This is a genomic window from bacterium, from assembly GCA_035527515.1.
Lineage (GTDB): Bacteria > B130-G9 > B130-G9 > B130-G9 > B130-G9 > B130-G9.
Genome location: DATLAJ010000063.1, coordinates 34,224 through 51,017, shown reverse-complemented (window position 1 = coordinate 51,017; position 16,794 = coordinate 34,224). Strand labels below are relative to the sequence as shown.

Genomic DNA, 16,794 nt, shown 5'->3' with positions numbered 1-16,794 from the left:
AGCGCACACCACTATCAGAACGCCATGCTTGACCGGGTGGAGCTTGTAGGGCAGAACCTTCTTGCTGATCAGGTAGCCACGCATCTCGCCGCTGATGCTATCCATCAGGTCGCTGATGAACCTTATCCCGTCCTCCTCCAGGTCCCCCTCCGTAAGCTCTATCGTTCGGAATGCGTAGATGTTGGCGATCTCCTTATAGACCCTGTGCCGATCCACCCCGAGGTCCTGAACAAGTATCTCGCCAAGCTTGCGGCGGGTGGCCTCGACCTCCGAGCTCTGTATCTGAAGCGCCTTGTCCAGTATCTCCTCGTCGATGACGCCGTTATCGACCAGAGCGCTTCCAAATCTCCCCTGGGGTGGCGCAGGTAACATTATTGCGTTGTAACCCCCGGTCTCTTAGGCTTTATGATCGCCGTCTCCGAAGAGACAACCGTTATCGCGGTCATTACTATCAGGACGAAAAACGCGACGAAGACCTGCGCCCAATCGATGATCGCCTTCATCTTGTAGGTCGTCTCCTTCTCGTAGTAGTTCGCTACTTGCAGCGCTGTCTTACGAAGCGTCCCTGTCTCCGCACCGCCTCGCAGTCTATTGAGCGCGTTGTCGGTGAACACACCTGTCTTCTCCAGCGACTCGACTAGACCCTTGCCCTCCTTGATCATCATCGGAAGTGTGATCTCCTTGATCTGACGCTCCATGTAGCGATTGCGGCACGCCTCAGCCGCAGTCCTGAGCACGTCGATGTTCTCGCCCGAACCTGAGTAGAGCGCCGTGAACACCCGGCAGAATATCTCTATGCTGGTCTTATGTAGGACAGTGCCTATGATCGGCAGCCGAATAATATACTTATCAACAAAAAGCCGACCTTTCTTGCTGAAAGCGAACCTCAACCCAATTACTATCGGAACAATAACCGCGGCAAGGATGACGAACGCCTGGTCCTGCAAAAAATGACTCATGGCGAGCGTGAACTTGGTCATTGGAGGTAGTTCCATCTTGAACTTCAGGAACATCTCCGCCGTCTTAGGGAATATGTACCCAACATAGAACAGCGTTGCACACAGCAGTAAAAACACCGTCACCATTGGCATGATGAGTGCGCTTCTAAGGTTCTTCTTGAACGTCTGGTTCCGCTCCAAAAACTTCGCAGTGCTCTCGTATATCTCCACCATGTTCCCGCTTGTCGAGGCGACGCCAAGCATGTGCGCCGCAAAACGCCCAAGCGCCCCCTCCTGTTTGGCGAATACTTCCTTCCCCTCTTTGCCGTCCTTCAGGTCGCTGCTGATCTCCTTAATTGCGTCCCTCAGGGGCTTGTTCTGGATATCACCCCCCAACAGCTGTAGAACCTCGTCATAGGGCAGCTTCTCTCGCAAAAGGTCCGCGCCGAGCCTGATGAACATCACCACGTCCCTGGTCGGAGGACGCATGTTGAAGTCAAGCACCTTCCTCCGCACCGATATGACTCTGTAACCAATTGCGCGAAGGGCGCGCGCGAGCTCCTCGGGGGAATATGCCTTCCTTTCAGCTGTGACGGTTTTCTCTGTCCCCTTCTGGACCCTGTAAACGTAAGTCCGCTTCTTCTCTAAAGAACTGAGACTGAACCGCTTGGCCCGCATCAACTCCGCAAGCTTGAGATGTGCCGCCCTCTTGTTGCTGGCTGCAAGCATCCCCTGAACGGGCCGACCGGCCGCACTCATCCCGTGGTATCTAAACTCCGCCATCTGCTCTCGCCCCTTGCGTTAGATAAAAAAGGCAGGCCCAAAACGAGTTGGGCCTGCCCACAACATACTTGATTACTCTCCGCCGCCTGACGTCTTGTTGATCACTGTCGTAACATTGACCGGAGTTACTGTCCCGACAACGTTGACCGCCGTGGCGTCATCGTCCATCTTGGCCGTAACACACGTGCCTGTAACTGTTACCTGAGTTGCAGACGCGCCAGAAACAACGTAGCTGTCGCCGTTCCTATTTGTGGCAGAGCCGATGTCATCTACTGCAATGCCCACAAACGACTGACCACCGCCACCGAGCGCAGCCGGCTTCATGTAATACTGCTGAGCCCGTGCGCCCATGGACACGACATCCTGAACCACCTGGTCGACGTTGGCCTGGTCGGCGCCCTCACTGAACAGGCCCAGACCGATTACCACCGCGATCCCGACGATGATAATACTCAACACAATCAGCAATAGTTGTTGTTGTCCCACTTTTTTTCTCCTATTAGTAATACTGTGGGGTCGCCCGAATTACGGGCGGATGTTACCTCCACACATCAAAAACGATGTATGGCTAAATCCCTCCAGGCTTTCCGTTAGCACCTCCTTTCGCATTACTCAGAATGAGCGAGGTTGAATACCTCCGCTTAGCTACCTTCTCACTTGCTTTCATTTTCACTCTCCACTTATCGGAGCATGTTCCATGCCACTTTAGCGATCTTGTTGGCCGTTGCTGCTCTGCGTCCCCACAGGAAGCCTTGTTCGCAGAGTAGTACTTGTGCTGCGTAGCTTTAGCGGAGCAGTAAAGCCGCAAGACCGCCAGCCAACTGAATCGTCCGTATCCGGACCAATTGCAGCGCAGGAGCCATAACCAACTGGCCGGGCCTTGCTCCAAGCTGTTGCTTATGTGTGATTTCAGGCAAAGTCCGTTTCCGGACACTCACCCCGTTGGGCCTCGAAGGTGGGGGAAAACATCGTCAGCCCTGAAAGGGCTGAACGTGAATAGCCCCATGCAAGCCGAAAGGCGCAGCGTGGGGACCAAAGCAGCACGATCCTCAAGAAGGGTGGTGGGTGGGCACGGAGATTCCGCGACGTTCACGCACAGGTCTTTGTTCGACCTCGTTGGGGTCGCGAAGATGGATTTGAATGCAACCGTAACCCCGCGTTGCACACGGGCTACTCACGTCAGGCCCTTTCAGGGCCATATCAGCCGAGCTGGCCAACTCCACTTTTTTGAACGTCCAAATCACCGCTTCACAGACAATAACACAATCTACCGAGGCAAAGTCTTGGGGGAACTCCCGCATCCTGTGACCAGGAAAGTCGCAGCCAATGGCGAGTTTCGGCCTCCGGGAGAACCTACGCTCTGACGAGACAGTTGACGATCACCGCCAAGCTGTCCACCTCCTCCGGCAGGAGCATGTAATATTGAACTCCCATCTTTCTAACACTGATCTCCAGCTGTTCCGTATTCGCGTCAACCGCAAACAGGATCGGCACCTCAGGGTCTCGCGACCGCAATGAGGCGATCTCAGCTGAGACCTCGGCCGGGTCAGGCTCAACCTGGACTACGATTGCCGAGGGCGTAAGCAGGTTTTCTACCGGCATGGGCCTGTTCGGCAAGGGCGCATCCATCACCCTGAACTGCTGGTCCTTCAGGATGCCTTTGATCTTGCCGCATTGAGCCCTGTCCTCTGAGGCCACTATGACCGCGAGCCTCCCCGTTGGGAACTCATCTCGGCCCCTCTTCTCATCCGAATACTGCAATTCTCGCAACCCTTTCTCCTGTGATGCATCTTCCGCTGTTGCTTACATCCATAATAGTCTATGCAGAGATTGTGCCAATCTGCCCGGCATTCTCCGAACACCTTCTCTGACAGGCGATCGAATAAAAAGAGAACACACGCGTTTCTTGTAGGGGCGATTCACGAATCGCCCACAATATCTTGTGCCAATAGAGCAGGGCGGTTCGTGAACCGCCCCTACATCCAGGGCCAGGCATCCTTAAACACAGGGATTCTCGTATGCAGATGCACTTATTGGACAGCCTCCAAGGGGAGGGAGACATCCTGTTTCAGAACTGTCCGCTTCCGGTCACTGCCCTCTCGAGCTCAAGACCATAGCGCTCGATCTTGCGGTATAAGGCCTGTCTGCTTAGGCCCAAGAGCTTCGCCGCTTTCGCCTTGTTGAAAGCGCTCAGCTGAAGCGCTTTCTCGACATGCCGCTTCTCCAGCTCGGCCAAGGGAACAAACGAGGCGTGGTTGGGGCAGAACGTAATCGCCTTCGGCAGGTCCTTCGGTCCCACAACAGGACCGCTTGAGAAGATGATCCCGTGCTCTATCGCGTGCTTGAGCTCCCGCACGTTGCCAGGCCACTCGTATCTCATGATCAGCTCGCTGGCTCTGGGCGAAAGCCGTTTCGTAGCCTGCCCATAGGTCTTACAGTAGAGCCGCAGAAAGTATTCGGCCAAAATCGGCACGTCCGAACGACGCTCCCGCAAAGCCGGCAGCGTGATGATCGCTGAGACCAGGCGGTAGTATAGGTCCTTTCTAAACGAACCATCCTCAACTCGCGCCTCGAGGTCATCGTTGCTCGCCGCAAACACACGGACATCGACCTTCTGAGACTTGTTGCTGCCAATGGGCCGTATCTTCATGGAGTCAAGCACCCGTAGGAGGGCGATCTGAGTGCCCTGTTTGGCGGCCTCGATCTCATCCAGAAGGATCGAGCCGCCTGATGCCGATGCGAACAGCCCCAACTTGCTGGACGACGCTCCGGTGAAGGAGCCTTTTGTGTGCCCGAAGAGCTCGCTCTCGAGCAGTGATTCTGGCAGACTACCGCAGTTGACAGCAACGAACGGCGCATCTTTTCTTGCGCTGAGATTGTGAATCGCACGCACGGTCATCTCCTTGCCCGTGCCGGTCTCCCCCAAGAGGAGCACTGTCGAGTCGGTCTTGGCGAGCTGGACAACGCGGCGATATACGGCCTGCATTGGCTCGCTCGCCCCGATGAGGCCGCTCAGACGGTCGCGCGGCTCGAACGTGTCCGTCAGCCTCTGGAGCTTCTTGGCCATCTGCGCCTTCTCTGCTGCTCGCCTCGTCACAAGGACGACATGGTCAATCGTGCCAAACGGCTTTGTCAGGAACTCAAAGGCTCCCTGCTTCATCGCCTGAACGCTCATTGGGATGTCCCCGAAGGCCGTGATTATCACGACCTCAACGTAGTCGCTTCGCTCCTTGACGCGGCGCTGGAGCTCCATCCCGTCCATGCCGCTCATCTTGACGTCCGTTATGACGACGTCGAAGTCTTTCCCATTGCCAACCTTGCGCAGAGCCTCCTCCGCACCCGAGGCGCTCGTTGCGCTGAAGCCATCCTCTCCGAGGACCTCACAGAGAACGGAGCGAATCGACTCGTCGTCATCAACGACTAGAACATTTCCGCGAGAGGCCATGACTTGAGACCCTCGTATTCGCACTCATTTCAGATTTTCCCTAATCGCCTCCTTAGGAGGCCCTTCCGACAACTCTCTATTCGTATCTAGTGGGAGATAGCTTTATCGCAAACGTTCTGACAAAGCCGTCAGTGAGCCGGGGCAGGAGGCAATCAATTGGGAACTGCCGCCATTTTGACTTTCGGTCTGTCTTCGGCGTATGTTTGCCCTAGTTATCCTTATATTATCAGCGAGATAGCTGCTGGAGAGTGTGGTTTTGGGCACGGCAAAGGATGCGATTGTCGTCGTTGACATGTTAAACGGGTTCCTGAAGCCCGGATTCCCGCTCTACTGTGGAGATGAGGCGAGAGCTATTATTCCTAATATCATATCGCTCATCACCTCAAAACCCGATGCGGCGAGGGTCTTCGTCTGCGACAGTCACGCCAAAGACGATCCAGAGTTTAGGATGTTCCCTCCGCACTGCGTTGAGGGCACGGAGCAGTCGCGGGTAATATCGGAGCTCGAGGGATTTGCTGGACGCATCGTCAGAAAGCGGACGCTGGATGCGTTTTTCAAGACTGAGCTTTCGGGCATTCTCGATAGTATTGGTCCGCAGAGGGTTTACGTAGTCGGCGTATGCACGGATATCTGTGTGCTTTACACCGTGGCCGGGCTCAGAGTCAGAGGGTTCGAGGTGATCGTGCCTAAGAACTGTGTGGCATCGTTCGATAAGGATTCACACGAATGGGCGCTGAGGCATTTTGCAGACGTGCTGGGAGCGAAAGTTGAGTGAGTCACAGAACGGTGGCCTGAAAGCCAAGGACGTTATGACGCCGGACGTAGTAACCGTGTCGCCATCAACGTCCCTGAAGGCGCTGGGCCGGATACTGGCCGAGCACAACATAACGGGAGCGCCTGTTGTGAACGATGATGGGCGAATCGTCGGGATCGTTTCACAGACAGACCTCATGTTATCGCAGATCCGCACGCAAACCGGCAACAAAGACTACGAGGACATCTTCGATCTCTTTAGCGCGTCGCCCGAGGTAGGCGGTGAGCCACAGGTGCGATATGGGCATGCGCCTCGTTGGGTTGAGGACATAATGACCAAGCACGTCGTCATCGCCAGCGAGGATATGGGCGTTGTGGAGTTGGCCTCGTTGCTTGCTGAGAAGGGGATTCATCGCATTCCCGTGGCCAGGGATGGGAAGTTGGTGGGGATAGTGTCAGCGCTTGATCTTTTGAAGGCGGTTGCCGGGGCCTTGCGGGGCGAGTAGTGCTTTGGGCAGCGCGCTTGATTTCGCCCTTGCTTTATTGATACTGTTGGATATCATAAGTGCGTAATTTGATAGCTTTGGGGTTTGGGGTTCATCTAAGAAAGTGTGTCGAGGCGCTTGGAAAAGCTATTGACAGCCCTTGTTTTGGTAGCTTATTCTTACGCTAGGCTAACGGAGACAGTCTGAGATATCTTGCTCTGTTGCTTGGTTTTTGCTGGCTAAGCAGTGGTGGAATGTCATTTTGAAACTTTGAGGAGGGCTCTTAATGAGAAGAGCAACTGTTGTGCTGGTTGCCTGTATTGCATTTGTCGCAGCGGTCGATATTGGTCTGGCTGGGAGCGTTTTCGAGCCGGTGAGTCTGGGCACTCATTCTGCTTTGCAGAAGGCTACGACCTATCAGCCTAAGGCTTTGCTGAGGGATGACGTCGAGGTTAAGCATGGCGGGATGTTCCCTGTCCAGTGTATCTGGGGTTCAACCTACGATGCGCGCAGCCACAACGCCGGGTATGAAGGATCGATTCCTGAGGAGGGCGATAGCACTCTGCCTCAGACGGACCCCATGTATGACCCCAATGCGGCGACGATCGATTGGCCGTTCAGCCTAGAAGGCACATCTTGGCTCGACAGCGACCAAGGCCGGTCGGCGGGACAGGAGATCGCGTTTGTGGGTTACGAGGCCAACGATCACTACATCGCCACCATTTGGGCGATGAATGACGCCACCTATCTTTACGTTGCTCTCGAGATCGATAAGGCAGCGCTGGCTTCAGGTGCTGCGAGTAACATCGCGTTCTACTTCGATCCTGACCATTACACGGACCCCGGTCAGGCGCATTTTATCCAAGACAGCGCGTTCATGGTTGCGTTCGACATCACTTACACGGGCAGCGTTGCGGCCGATAGGAGTGGATGGTGCACGGGCAACTGGGACAAGAGCGACTCGATTGCCCCGTGGCCGGACAATTTCATGGTCTCGTCCGGCATCGACTACGCAGCTGGATTTGCCCCGAACATGGCCACGAGTGGAGACGCACGGAAGACCGGGCGTTGGCATTTTCAGATGCGCATCCCGATAGAGTATCTAGGCTGCACTACGCCGCTTGGCTCGACGCTGGGGATGGCGGTCTGCCTTCTCGATGACGAGAATGGCGATGGGACAGCCGAGGAGAGCGGCGCTGGCAGCGAGGAGCTTTGGTGGCCGGTTGACGTCGAGGACACCGGCGACTGTCAGGAGAACGGCTGGGATGCGACCGATGCCATGTATATGGGCGACATCATCCTGAACTACAAGGGGACGGGCAATATCTGCTGGGGCGATAGGTTGTGGGGCGTTTATTTCGATCTCACTGAGCTGGATGAGACCAGCTGGCTCATCCTCAAGAACCCTTATGATATGGCTCAGAGAACGGCGCTTCGCTTCTATGAATCCGACTATTCGTTCGACTTCAACGAGTCGGCTGGCTCCGTTACCAGCTACGTGAATGGCCCCAAGTCAGGCCTTGTCATCGCCAATGCGTCGATGTGCATCGATATCCCACCTCATGGGGTATATGTCCTGAACCTCCGGGACGTGCCGGACAGGGATACGGGCGATCCCGGTATCCTGATCAACTTGGTTGGCTCCATCGAGGTCTCAAACCCAGATCTCTATGGATACATGGCCCACATGAAGGGCATTACAACCGGGATTCACGCAAGCTCGGTAAACCTGATGGGCAATGCCCCGAGCGTCGCAGAATACAACGACAGGTGGCCTGATCTGACCGAGCAGGCGTCGCGCTCTGTTTTGGTGAACAACTACTACACCGTAGCCCAGGCCGACAACTACAGCACCAAGATAGCGGTCTTCAACCCGTCTTGCTGCTATTCGGCAACGGTGGGGCTAAGCGCCTACGAGTGGCCGGGCACAGACTACCAGGCCACAGACGCACCCTACGCGATCACCATAATCGACCCCGCGGACGGCGTTGTCCTGCCACCGCATCAGACAGTTGTCCTTGACCTCAGCGCGTTGTTGACGAACGCTATCGCCGGCAACCCGCTGTATAGGCGTGGCAGCGTGGAGATCCAGATACTCGATGGCGCCGACGTCGGCGCCGCCACCGAAAACGAGGTCCTGATCGGCACCGCTTGGCGCTATTCAGGCACCCAGGCCTATGCAGATGCGATGAGGGTCTATTACTTGGGAGAACAAGACTGAGCAGCAGCGCTTATTTTTAACTGACCTGAGAGCCCAATAACGGGTTCTACCGGTCTTCATAGAAGCCCTCCACGAAGCGCCTCAATCATTTGAGGCGCTTCCTTTTTTGGTCTGAGCAAAAAAGAAAGCATCTATGATCACGATCAGCACGCCCGCTAGGATGGAGGTACTCGATCTGCCATACGAGCCCGCGGCTGCCTTCTATGATTGAATTGCGCCTTGATGTCAAGAGGCGCCAATCGTAGTATGTGTGGTTCAAATTGGCGAACATCTGAGTTTTTCTAAGGAGGTTTTTATGAGTAAGAAGGTAACGCTCGCTCGGCTCAAGAGGGTGCGAGCAGAGCTCGCCCGGCAGGGGTTGGACGCCATTTTTGCGGCACACAATGACGCCGTTGGCAATCCCAATGTGAGGTATTTGTCAGGATTCTCTGGCTCGACCGGCATCGTCTTGGTTGGCAAGACTGAGGCTTTCATCATCACGGACGGCCGCTATTTCGAGCAGGTGGAACAGGAAGTTGCGGGCTTTGCGCTAAAGAGGCTCCCAGTTGGCGTTACGTATAGCGACTTTCTGTGCGAGACGATCAAGAACATGGGTGTCAAGACGCTAGGGTTCGACCCTGACCACATGCTCTACTCCTCGCATCAGAATCTCGCCAACACGCTGTTGGGCGTGGAGTTGAAGCCCGTTAACGTGGTCGTTAAGGACCTTCGGATTGTGAAGTCTAAGGAGGAGATAGACCTTACCAGAAAGGCATGCGAGATAGCGACTGAGGCCTTCTTGAGACTTATTCAGGTGAATGTCCGGGGCCGGACAGAGCGCGAGCTTGCGGCGGACCTTGAACACGAGATGCGCAAGCTTGGGGCGGAGAAGGCCTCTTTCGAGACGATCCTCTGTGCTGGGTCTCGTTCATCGCTGATTCATGGTAAGCCGTCGGACAACCAGTTCAGGCACGGAGACCTTGTCATCGTAGATTTCGGCGCAGTATATGGGGGTTACTGTTCTGATCTCACTCGGACCTGCGTGGTCGGGGAGCGAACAATAGAGCAGCAAGACCTGTTTTCCATTTTGAAGAAAGCGCAACACGCAGCTGCGAAAGCAGCTGTGCCGGGGGCCATAGGCAAACATGTCGATGCCGTCGCTCGTGACGTGATCAAAGAGGCTGGCTACGGGGACAAGTTTGGGCACGGACTGGGCCACGGTATCGGACTTCTAGTGCACGAGGCGCCGCAGCTTGGGCCTATATCAGAGACCAAGCTTCAGGCGAACATGCTGACCACGATAGAGCCTGGGATGTATTTCCCGGGCAAGGGCGGGCTGCGCCTCGAGGATGACTTCGTTGTTACAGATGATGGGGCGGTTCGGATTTCGGCTGGGCTTTCTCAGGAGCTTTTCGTTCTGAAGTATGATTGACGTTGCGGAACGTTTTGACATTAGTGCGGAGCAGACGCACCATATTATATGGTGAGGTAGATAACATTTCAGGAGGTCGGGATTGATCTCATCGAATAATCTGAGACCTGGGACTAAGATAGAGATTGATGAGAGTCCTTACTCGGTGGTGGAGTTCCAACACATAAAGCCGGGAAAGGGGCATGCATTCGTTCGGACGAAGCTGAAGCATCTGTTCACGGGGGCGGTGTTGGACAGGACATTTCGAGCAGGTGAGAAGCTCAATGAGGCGGAGGTGTTCGAGCGGAAGATGCAGTTCTTGTATAAGGAGCATAACGCTTACTATTTCATGGATACGGAGACATACGAGCAGGTGGAGGTTCCCGAGGAGGTGGTTGGCGAGGCCGGGGGCTTTATGCCGGACAACATTGAGGTCAAGATGATGTTCTACAACGATCTGCCGGCAGGAGTGGAGCTTCCCATATTCGTGAATCTCAAGGTTGCAGAGACAGAGCCGGGGATGAGGGGAGACACGGTTTCAGGCGCCACCAAGTTGGCGGTTTTGTCAACTGGGGCAGCGATTCAGGTGCCTCTGTTTGTTGAAGAGGGTGAGGTGTTGAGGGTTGACACCAGAACCAAGAGCTATTGCGAGCGCGTGCAGGAAAGATAAGGTTGGTCGCGGAGTGGGCGTAGACGTTGAACTAATCAAGCAGCTGATGCAGCTGATGGTCTCGTCGAACGTGTCGGAGCTAGAGTTCGAGGGCAGCGACATGCGTCTCAAGCTGAGACGTAACGGTGCAGCGCCTTCTGTTGCGGGCAGCGCGATGGCTCAGTCAGATCAGGCGGCTCTTGCTGGGGCCGCGGCGAGTGAGCTGGTCGAGAATGACAGCGACATCGCTGCCACAGAGGCCGTGGTGGTCAAGTCGCCGATTGTCGGGACATTCTATCGTGCTCCTGCTCCCGGGGCAGAGCCGTTTGTGAATCCGGGAGACTATGTTACCAAGGGCAAGACTCTGTGCATCATTGAGGCGATGAAGGTGATGAACGAGATCGAGTCCGATCTTGAGGGCAAAGTGGTCAGGATTCTGATAGAAGATGGGCAGCCCGTTGAGTATAGCCAGCCCTTGATGTGGATCGAACCCGCCCGATAGAAGGGGATAAGCTCCTCTGATGTTCGAGAAAGTATTGATTGCTAACCGAGGGGAGATAGCCCTCAGAATCATACGCGCGTGCCGTGAGATGGGGATCAAGTCGGTCGCTGTCTATTCGGAGGTTGACGAGGATTCTCTGCACGTTCGCTTCGCTGACGAGAGCGTCTGCATCGGCCCCGCGAGGAGCGACAGAAGTTACCTAAACATAGGTAATATCATAAGTGCGGCGCTCGTGACGGGTGCGGATGCGATTCATCCTGGGTATGGTTATTTGGCGGAGGACCCTGGCTTCGCCAGGATATGTGAGGACCATAGGATCAAGTTCATAGGCCCGTCGCCAAGATTGATAAGACTGATGGGCCACAAGGCAAGCGCCAGGGCCACAATGAAGAGCTTCGGGGTGCCGACTCTGCCGGGTTCGGACGGCGAGGTAGAGACCGCCAAGGAGGCGCTCGAAGCGGCTTGTGAGGTTGGCTTCCCTGTCCTGATCAAGGCTTCTGGAGGCGGCGGCGGCAAGGGGATGAGAATAGTTCGACACGAGGAGGAGATGCCGAGGGCATTCCAGGCCGTGCAGAGCGAGGCCGCGGCAGCGTTTGGCAACCCAGGAGCCTATATCGAGAAGTACGTCGGCGAGCCCCGGCACATAGAGTTCCAGCTTCTCGCCGATGAACACGGCAACGTTATTCATCTAGGCGAACGCGAGTGTTCCATCCAGCGGCGTCACCAGAAGCTAATCGAGGAATCACCCTCCCCTGTAATAACGGCAAGGCGTCGGCATTCTTTGGGAGCTCTTGCGATCGATGCAGCGAGCAAGCTGGGCTACACGTCCGCTGGGACGATGGAGTTTTTGATGGACCCCCAGGGGCAGTTCTATTTCCTTGAGATGAACACTAGGATTCAGGTGGAGCACCCGGTCACCGAGTTCGTAACCGGCGTAGATATTGTCAAGGAAATGATAAGGATCGCTGCTGGCGAGAAGCTCAGCCTCAGTCAATCGGACGTCAAGTTCAACGGCCACGCCCTCGAATGCCGCGTCAATGCAGAGCATCCGGAGACGTTCGCTCCATCGCCAGGGAAGATCACAGCCTGCAACGTTCCGGGCGGGATCGGCGTCCGGATAGACACCGCCATCTATAAGGACTATGTTGTTCTCCCTTACTACGATTCGCTAATCGCGAAAGTGATTGTCCACGCTCCGACGCGTAGGGAGGCCATCGCCAGGATGCAGCGCTGCCTCGAGGAGTTTGTGATAGAGGGCATAGAGACCACAATACCGTTTCAGATGGAAGTTATGAGGGACCCTGATTTTCAGAGGGGCCGCTTCTCGACCGGGTTTGTGCAACGCTTACTTGGCCAGGCATCGGCCGAGGGGGAGCGTGAGGACAAGCGCGTCAGGTCAATGCGCAGCGCTTAAGGCTGGACGAATTGCAGCGAAGTTATGATTTCAACGCTATAAGGCTCTGTGTGATACTTGAAACAGGTGGAATGAGCGCCAAACACTCGCTAGCGCTGGCAGAAGAAGTCCTCGGCGCGGACTGCAAGTTCATCCAAGTTCGTGAGAAGCAAATGCCGGACAGGGACCGCCTCTGGTTGCTGCAAATGGCAGTTAAGCGGGCGAGGCTGCGCGGCGCTTGGGTTTTTGCGAACGACCGGCCTGACCTTGCTCTTCTCGCCGGTGCGCACGGAGTTCATGTAGGCCAGGGCGATGCAGCGGTGGCCGATGTTCAGAGGCTTTTTGCCAGCTGCGGAGCTGAGAACACTATGATTGGCCAGTCGGTTGGCTCGAAGGACGAGGCGATCGCGTCGCAATCTGCGGGCGTGGACTATGTGGGTTGTGGCGCCGTGTTCCAGACCAACACCAAGTTGGACGCGGTCGAGGTCGGGCTTGAGACACTCGCCGTCGTCGCGGGCAGCATAGATGTCCCTGTTTTCGCGATAGGCGGGATAACCCTGGAGCGCGTGGGAGACGTGATGTCGGCCGGGGCGCATGGGGTAGCCGTGTCCAGCGCCATATTGAATGCCCCGGACCCAGCCCGCGCAACGAGGGATTTCTTGGCCGCCATAGACCGTGGAGAGGGCCTAGCGTGATGCGGTCTGCGGAGCGAATGACTTTCCTTGCGACCTTGGTCGTTGTGGGCATCTTGTGCAGCTCAAGTATCTGGGCGCAGGAGCAATGGCCGTGTTTCATGCACGACATCAAACACAGCGGTATGGCGATGGCGCTGGGGCCGGGTGTTCCCGACCTTGAGTGGGTCTTCCAGACCGGCGGCAAATTCTGGTGCTCTCCGGTCATCGATGCCGAGGGAAGAATCTACGTCGGCTCTGACAACTTCTACTGCCTCAACCCCGATGGAAGCGAGGCGTTTAGGTTCAGCGCTCTTGACGACATCTCCTCGACGGCCGCCGTCGCCGAGGACCTGGGCGTCTTTTTTGGCTCCTACGATCACAATTTTTATTGGCTGACGTTGGACGGCGAGCTTGTAGCCAAGTTCGACACCGGCGACTACAACGACGGTCCGCCGACGATCGGGACGGACGGGTCGATATACTTTGGGTCTCGCTCCGAGAGCTTTTACGCGTTTAGAAGCGACGGGACGCTGAACTGGAGTTACGATGCCTACGACTGGATCGCCTCGGCGCCCGCCATTGCGGATGACGGGAGTATCTACGTTGGGGCGGACGATCGCCGGTTGTATGCTTTTGCGCCGTTCGGCGAGCTGAAGTGGTCTTATCACGGCTATGATTGGATAAGCGGCTCGCCCGCGATAGGCCCTGGCGAGATGGTTTACGTGCCATGCCGGGACAACACGATGACCTGCCTTCAGCCCAGTAACGGCGAGGTATTCTGGCAATATGAAGTGCTAGATGACATCACGTCATCGCCCGCGGTCTATGCTGATGGCTCGATATACTTCGGCTCTTACGATAAGTACCTCTACTGCATTCGGCCTGAGGGCAGGACCAAGTGGTCTTTCAACGTTGGGTCCGAGGTCCATTCTTCCTGCGCTCTAGACCTGGACGGCAATTGCTATTTCGGCGCTTTAGACGGCCGGCTCTACAGCCTCGACTCGGCCGGGAACCTGAGATGGACGTTTGAGACCGGCAGCAAGATCATCTCCTCCCCCGCCATCAGCGAGAACGGGACGCTCTACTTCGGGGACATCGATGGCAACCTCTACGCGCTGGGCGGTGGCTCGACCGATTACACGCCCAGGATTGGGCTCCATCTCAACAGGGCGACTTACTCTGTCGATGACACAATGAGTGCGTTCTATTACATCATCAACCCGATGCCATCGACGCTTGACGTGGACGTTTATCTCGCTCTCTGGGCGGAGGGGCAGCTGCTCTATTACCCCACGTTCTCACAGATTCCATGCGTCTTTGAGACAGACGTCTCCATAAAGCCTCGGTCAACGAGGCGCTCGCTGTCGCTGTTGGACTTCACGTTCTATCGTGGTTTTTCGCTGTCTAAGGGCCGTTGGTTCATCGCTCTTGCGAGGACAGGCACATACGAGCTGATCGGCGAGATAAACTTCGCTGATTGGGAGTTTGAGGGCTAAAGGTCGCTTGGGGTTGGACTGGTGGGTTGCGCGGGCTTCGGGGTCAGGAGCAAGTAGTTGCTGAGGCGCCTCGCTTATTCACGAGCGCAATTATCGCGTTGCACAAATAAGGGGAACCTAGCATCGGCCGTGATGGTTCAAGATTCTAAACTTGACAGCTAAATCGTATGTTTTGTATGTTGTATGCTGATGTCAGTTGTCTTTTGGGGTTCTCCCTGGCGGTTTGACTGGAACGATGGAGTCGGGGTTAGGAGCTTACCTTTAACGGAGGACAGAATGGTTAGGTTGCAGAGAGAGATGTGGAGTACTCTGGTGTTTTTGATGGCGGTCGTAATGCTTGCAGCGCTTTTGGGATGTGGTGAGTCCGAGAGCCCGCAAGTTGGCACCCCGGAACAAAGGGCACAGCAAGAAGCTCCGGTTCAGCCTGGTGCGGCCAAGACGGTCGATGAGAGCGATGCGTTGGCGAGGATCGGTGACGTTACGATAACCAACGCGGACCTTGAGCAGGAGATTGCAGATATTCCTGTTTATATGCAGACGAAGTTCAAGACCAAGAGTGGCAAGATCGAGTTGCTCAACAAGATGGTTGAGAACGAGCTGTTGGCCAAGGCTGCTGTTGATGCGGAGCTGGACAAGGACCCCGATATAATGCGTAAAATCGTGGATGCTCGCAAGAAAATCCTTCAAAACGAGTATTATCGCACGCACCTGAAGGACAGGGCTGGCGTTGAGGATGAGAAGGTTACGCAGTATTACGAGGCCAATAAGGACAAGTATAAGACCATGGCAAGGGCTCGTGTGCGGATGATCGTTTTCTCGGACGAGAAGGCGGGTCAGAAGACGCTTGAGGAGCTCAAGAAGGACCCCAAGAAGTTCGAGCAGCTTGCCAGGGAGCGGTCGAAGGACGAGTCGACTGCCGGCAACGGCGGTCTGCTGGGTTGGGTTACAGATGGCGGTTACATTCGTGGCCTCGGTAAGGACCCGGGCGTCAATGATGCGGTCTTCGCGCTGTCCGAGGGCCAGATGAGCGACGTAATCAGGGCCAAGAAAGGGAGCTACGTGATCGTTAAGGTCGAAAGCCTCCAGCCGGCGGCATATCGCCCGCTTGAGGAGGTTAGAAGGCGCATCGCGGACGACCTTCTGGTGAACGACGAGGAGATCAAGAAATACTATGACGAGCACAAGGACGAGTTCATCAGCAAGGAGCGCTTGAAGGCCAGGATTCTGGTTCTTGAGAATGAGAAAGGTGCCAAGCAGGCAAGGCAAGGGCTGTTGAAAGGCCTTACGGTTGATAAGTTCTCGGAATATGCCAAGAAGAACTCGATCGACAAGACGAACGCCAGGAATGGTGGTTATTTGGGCTACATAACCCAAGGGAGATACATCCCAGGCATCGGACGCGATCCGGCAATTGAGAAGGTCATCTTCGCTCTCAACGAGAACGGGATCAGCGAGCCGGTCAAGACCAAGAAGGGGTGGAGTCTCTTCTATGTTGAGAAGAAAGAGCCATCAACAATGAAGCCCCTTGAGCGTGTTAGAACGCTGATTATGAACAAGTTACGCCGGCAGGTGCGCGAGCAATCACAGAACGAGGCAATGAATGCTCTGAAGAGCAAATATGGCTGCCAGGTCTTTGAGGACAAGGTTACAGGAACAGAATCAGAATCAGAACCAGAACAGTCAGGGCCCTCATCCAGGGATATTCGCGACATTTTCAAGCCGAAATAAGCCAAGTCCAGCACAAAGACCGATGGACAAGACCGCGAGCAATAGAGAGGGTCACTTAACAAAAAAAGCGGCCGCGCAGGTTTCAGAGCAGATTGACCCTGACCTCGAGCGCAAACTCAACCTTGCGGTTCTCGTGTTCATTGTGATAATGCTGCTTTGCGTCATAATCATCCCTGGAAGCTGGTTTGATAGTGCGTCAATGTGGTGCAGAGATCACGTGCCGGGATTCTGACGAGACAAGAGATGGTTGCCGGCGTAGCTCAGAGGTAGAGCAGCTGATTCGTAATCAGCAGGTCGTAGGTTCAAATCCTATCGCCGGCTTGAGCTCTTAACCTGA

General features: G+C 55.5%; 16 protein-coding genes and 1 tRNA gene. 12 read left to right on the top strand and 5 right to left on the bottom strand.

Going from position 1 to position 16,794, the window contains the following annotated elements; genetic code table 11:
* The 5 genes from VM163_04750 to VM163_04730 form a co-directional block, all read right to left on the bottom strand.
* The coding region (locus VM163_04750) for a type II/IV secretion system protein (GenBank protein ID HUT03180.1) at positions 1-372 on the bottom strand (372 nt) is incomplete at its 3' end.
* Positions 372-1,721, bottom strand: a complete 1,350-nt coding sequence (locus tag VM163_04745; protein HUT03179.1) for a type II secretion system F family protein — start codon at positions 1,719-1,721, stop codon at positions 372-374. The genes VM163_04745 and VM163_04750, both read right to left, overlap by 1 nt.
* 72 nt (positions 1,722-1,793) lie before the next feature.
* Positions 1,794-2,207 (bottom strand): hypothetical protein, encoded by a 414-nt coding sequence (locus VM163_04740; GenBank protein HUT03178.1) that lies wholly within the window; start codon positions 2,205-2,207, stop codon positions 1,794-1,796.
* Positions 2,208-3,074: 867 nt separating this feature from the next.
* Complete coding sequence (locus VM163_04735) at positions 3,075-3,491, bottom strand: hypothetical protein (protein HUT03177.1); 417 nt, start codon at positions 3,489-3,491, stop codon at positions 3,075-3,077.
* Between the two features lie 298 nt (positions 3,492-3,789).
* The gene (locus tag VM163_04730; protein HUT03176.1) at positions 3,790-5,166 is read right to left on the bottom strand and encodes a sigma-54 dependent transcriptional regulator; all 1,377 of its coding nucleotides are present in this window, start codon (positions 5,164-5,166) and stop codon (positions 3,790-3,792) included.
* Between the two features lie 256 nt (positions 5,167-5,422).
* Between VM163_04730 and VM163_04725 the strand changes: the two genes are divergently transcribed.
* The 12 genes from VM163_04725 to VM163_04670 all read left to right on the top strand — a co-directional run bounded on the left by VM163_04725 (position 5,423) and on the right by VM163_04670 (position 16,778).
* Complete coding sequence (locus tag VM163_04725; protein ID HUT03175.1) at positions 5,423-5,941, top strand: isochorismatase family cysteine hydrolase; 519 nt, start codon at positions 5,423-5,425, stop codon at positions 5,939-5,941.
* Entirely contained in the window at positions 5,934-6,425 is a 492-nt protein-coding gene (locus tag VM163_04720; GenBank protein HUT03174.1) for a CBS domain-containing protein, read from the top strand. The genes VM163_04725 and VM163_04720 overlap by 8 nt, the downstream gene beginning before the upstream one ends.
* Before the next feature lie 265 nt (positions 6,426-6,690).
* Complete coding sequence (locus tag VM163_04715) at positions 6,691-8,625, top strand: hypothetical protein (protein ID HUT03173.1); 1,935 nt, start codon at positions 6,691-6,693, stop codon at positions 8,623-8,625.
* A gap of 295 nt (positions 8,626-8,920) precedes the next feature.
* The gene (locus VM163_04710) at positions 8,921-10,036 is read left to right on the top strand and encodes a Xaa-Pro peptidase family protein (GenBank protein ID HUT03172.1); all 1,116 of its coding nucleotides are present in this window, start codon (positions 8,921-8,923) and stop codon (positions 10,034-10,036) included.
* An 82-nt stretch (positions 10,037-10,118) separates the two neighbouring features.
* A complete protein-coding gene (efp, locus tag VM163_04705; protein ID HUT03171.1) occupies positions 10,119-10,685 on the top strand; it encodes an elongation factor P in 567 nt (188 codons plus the stop codon).
* 13 nt (positions 10,686-10,698) lie between these two features.
* Entirely contained in the window at positions 10,699-11,166 is a 468-nt protein-coding gene (gene accB / locus VM163_04700; GenBank protein ID HUT03170.1) for an acetyl-CoA carboxylase biotin carboxyl carrier protein, read from the top strand.
* Positions 11,167-11,185: 19 nt separating this feature from the next.
* Complete coding sequence (accC, locus tag VM163_04695) at positions 11,186-12,580, top strand: acetyl-CoA carboxylase biotin carboxylase subunit (protein ID HUT03169.1); 1,395 nt, start codon at positions 11,186-11,188, stop codon at positions 12,578-12,580.
* A 50-nt stretch (positions 12,581-12,630) separates the two neighbouring features.
* A complete protein-coding gene (locus tag VM163_04690; GenBank protein ID HUT03168.1) occupies positions 12,631-13,254 on the top strand; it encodes a thiamine phosphate synthase in 624 nt (207 codons plus the stop codon).
* A complete protein-coding gene (locus VM163_04685) occupies positions 13,254-14,729 on the top strand; it encodes a PQQ-binding-like beta-propeller repeat protein (GenBank protein ID HUT03167.1) in 1,476 nt (491 codons plus the stop codon). Before VM163_04690 ends, VM163_04685 begins: the two co-directional genes overlap by 1 nt.
* Positions 14,730-15,005: 276 nt before the next feature.
* Positions 15,006-16,457 carry a peptidyl-prolyl cis-trans isomerase gene (locus VM163_04680; protein ID HUT03166.1) on the top strand — a complete coding sequence of 484 codons (1,452 nt, stop codon included), beginning with the start codon at positions 15,006-15,008 and terminating at the stop codon, positions 16,455-16,457.
* Positions 16,458-16,479: 22 nt separating this feature from the next.
* On the top strand, positions 16,480-16,689 hold the full coding sequence (locus VM163_04675; GenBank protein ID HUT03165.1) for a hypothetical protein: 210 nt from the start codon (positions 16,480-16,482) through the stop codon (positions 16,687-16,689).
* Positions 16,690-16,706: 17 nt separating this feature from the next.
* Positions 16,707-16,778, top strand: a tRNA-Thr gene (locus VM163_04670).
* The last annotated feature ends 16 nt before the right edge of the window (positions 16,779-16,794 follow it).

Coding starts and splice junctions, on each gene's coding strand:
- VM163_04745 (HUT03179.1), bottom strand. CDS start 1,721: ATGGCGGAGTTTAGATACCACGGGATGAGTGCGGCCGGTCGGCCCGTT.
- VM163_04730 (HUT03176.1), bottom strand. CDS start 5,166: ATGGCCTCTCGCGGAAATGTTCTAGTCGTTGATGACGACGAGTCGATT.
- VM163_04715 (HUT03173.1), top strand. CDS start 6,691: ATGAGAAGAGCAACTGTTGTGCTGGTTGCCTGTATTGCATTTGTCGCA.
- VM163_04710 (HUT03172.1), top strand. CDS start 8,921: ATGAGTAAGAAGGTAACGCTCGCTCGGCTCAAGAGGGTGCGAGCAGAG.
- accC (HUT03169.1), top strand. CDS start 11,186: ATGTTCGAGAAAGTATTGATTGCTAACCGAGGGGAGATAGCCCTCAGA.
- VM163_04685 (HUT03167.1), top strand. CDS start 13,254: ATGCGGTCTGCGGAGCGAATGACTTTCCTTGCGACCTTGGTCGTTGTG.
- VM163_04680 (HUT03166.1), top strand. CDS start 15,006: ATGGTTAGGTTGCAGAGAGAGATGTGGAGTACTCTGGTGTTTTTGATG.
- VM163_04675 (HUT03165.1), top strand. CDS start 16,480: ATGGACAAGACCGCGAGCAATAGAGAGGGTCACTTAACAAAAAAAGCG.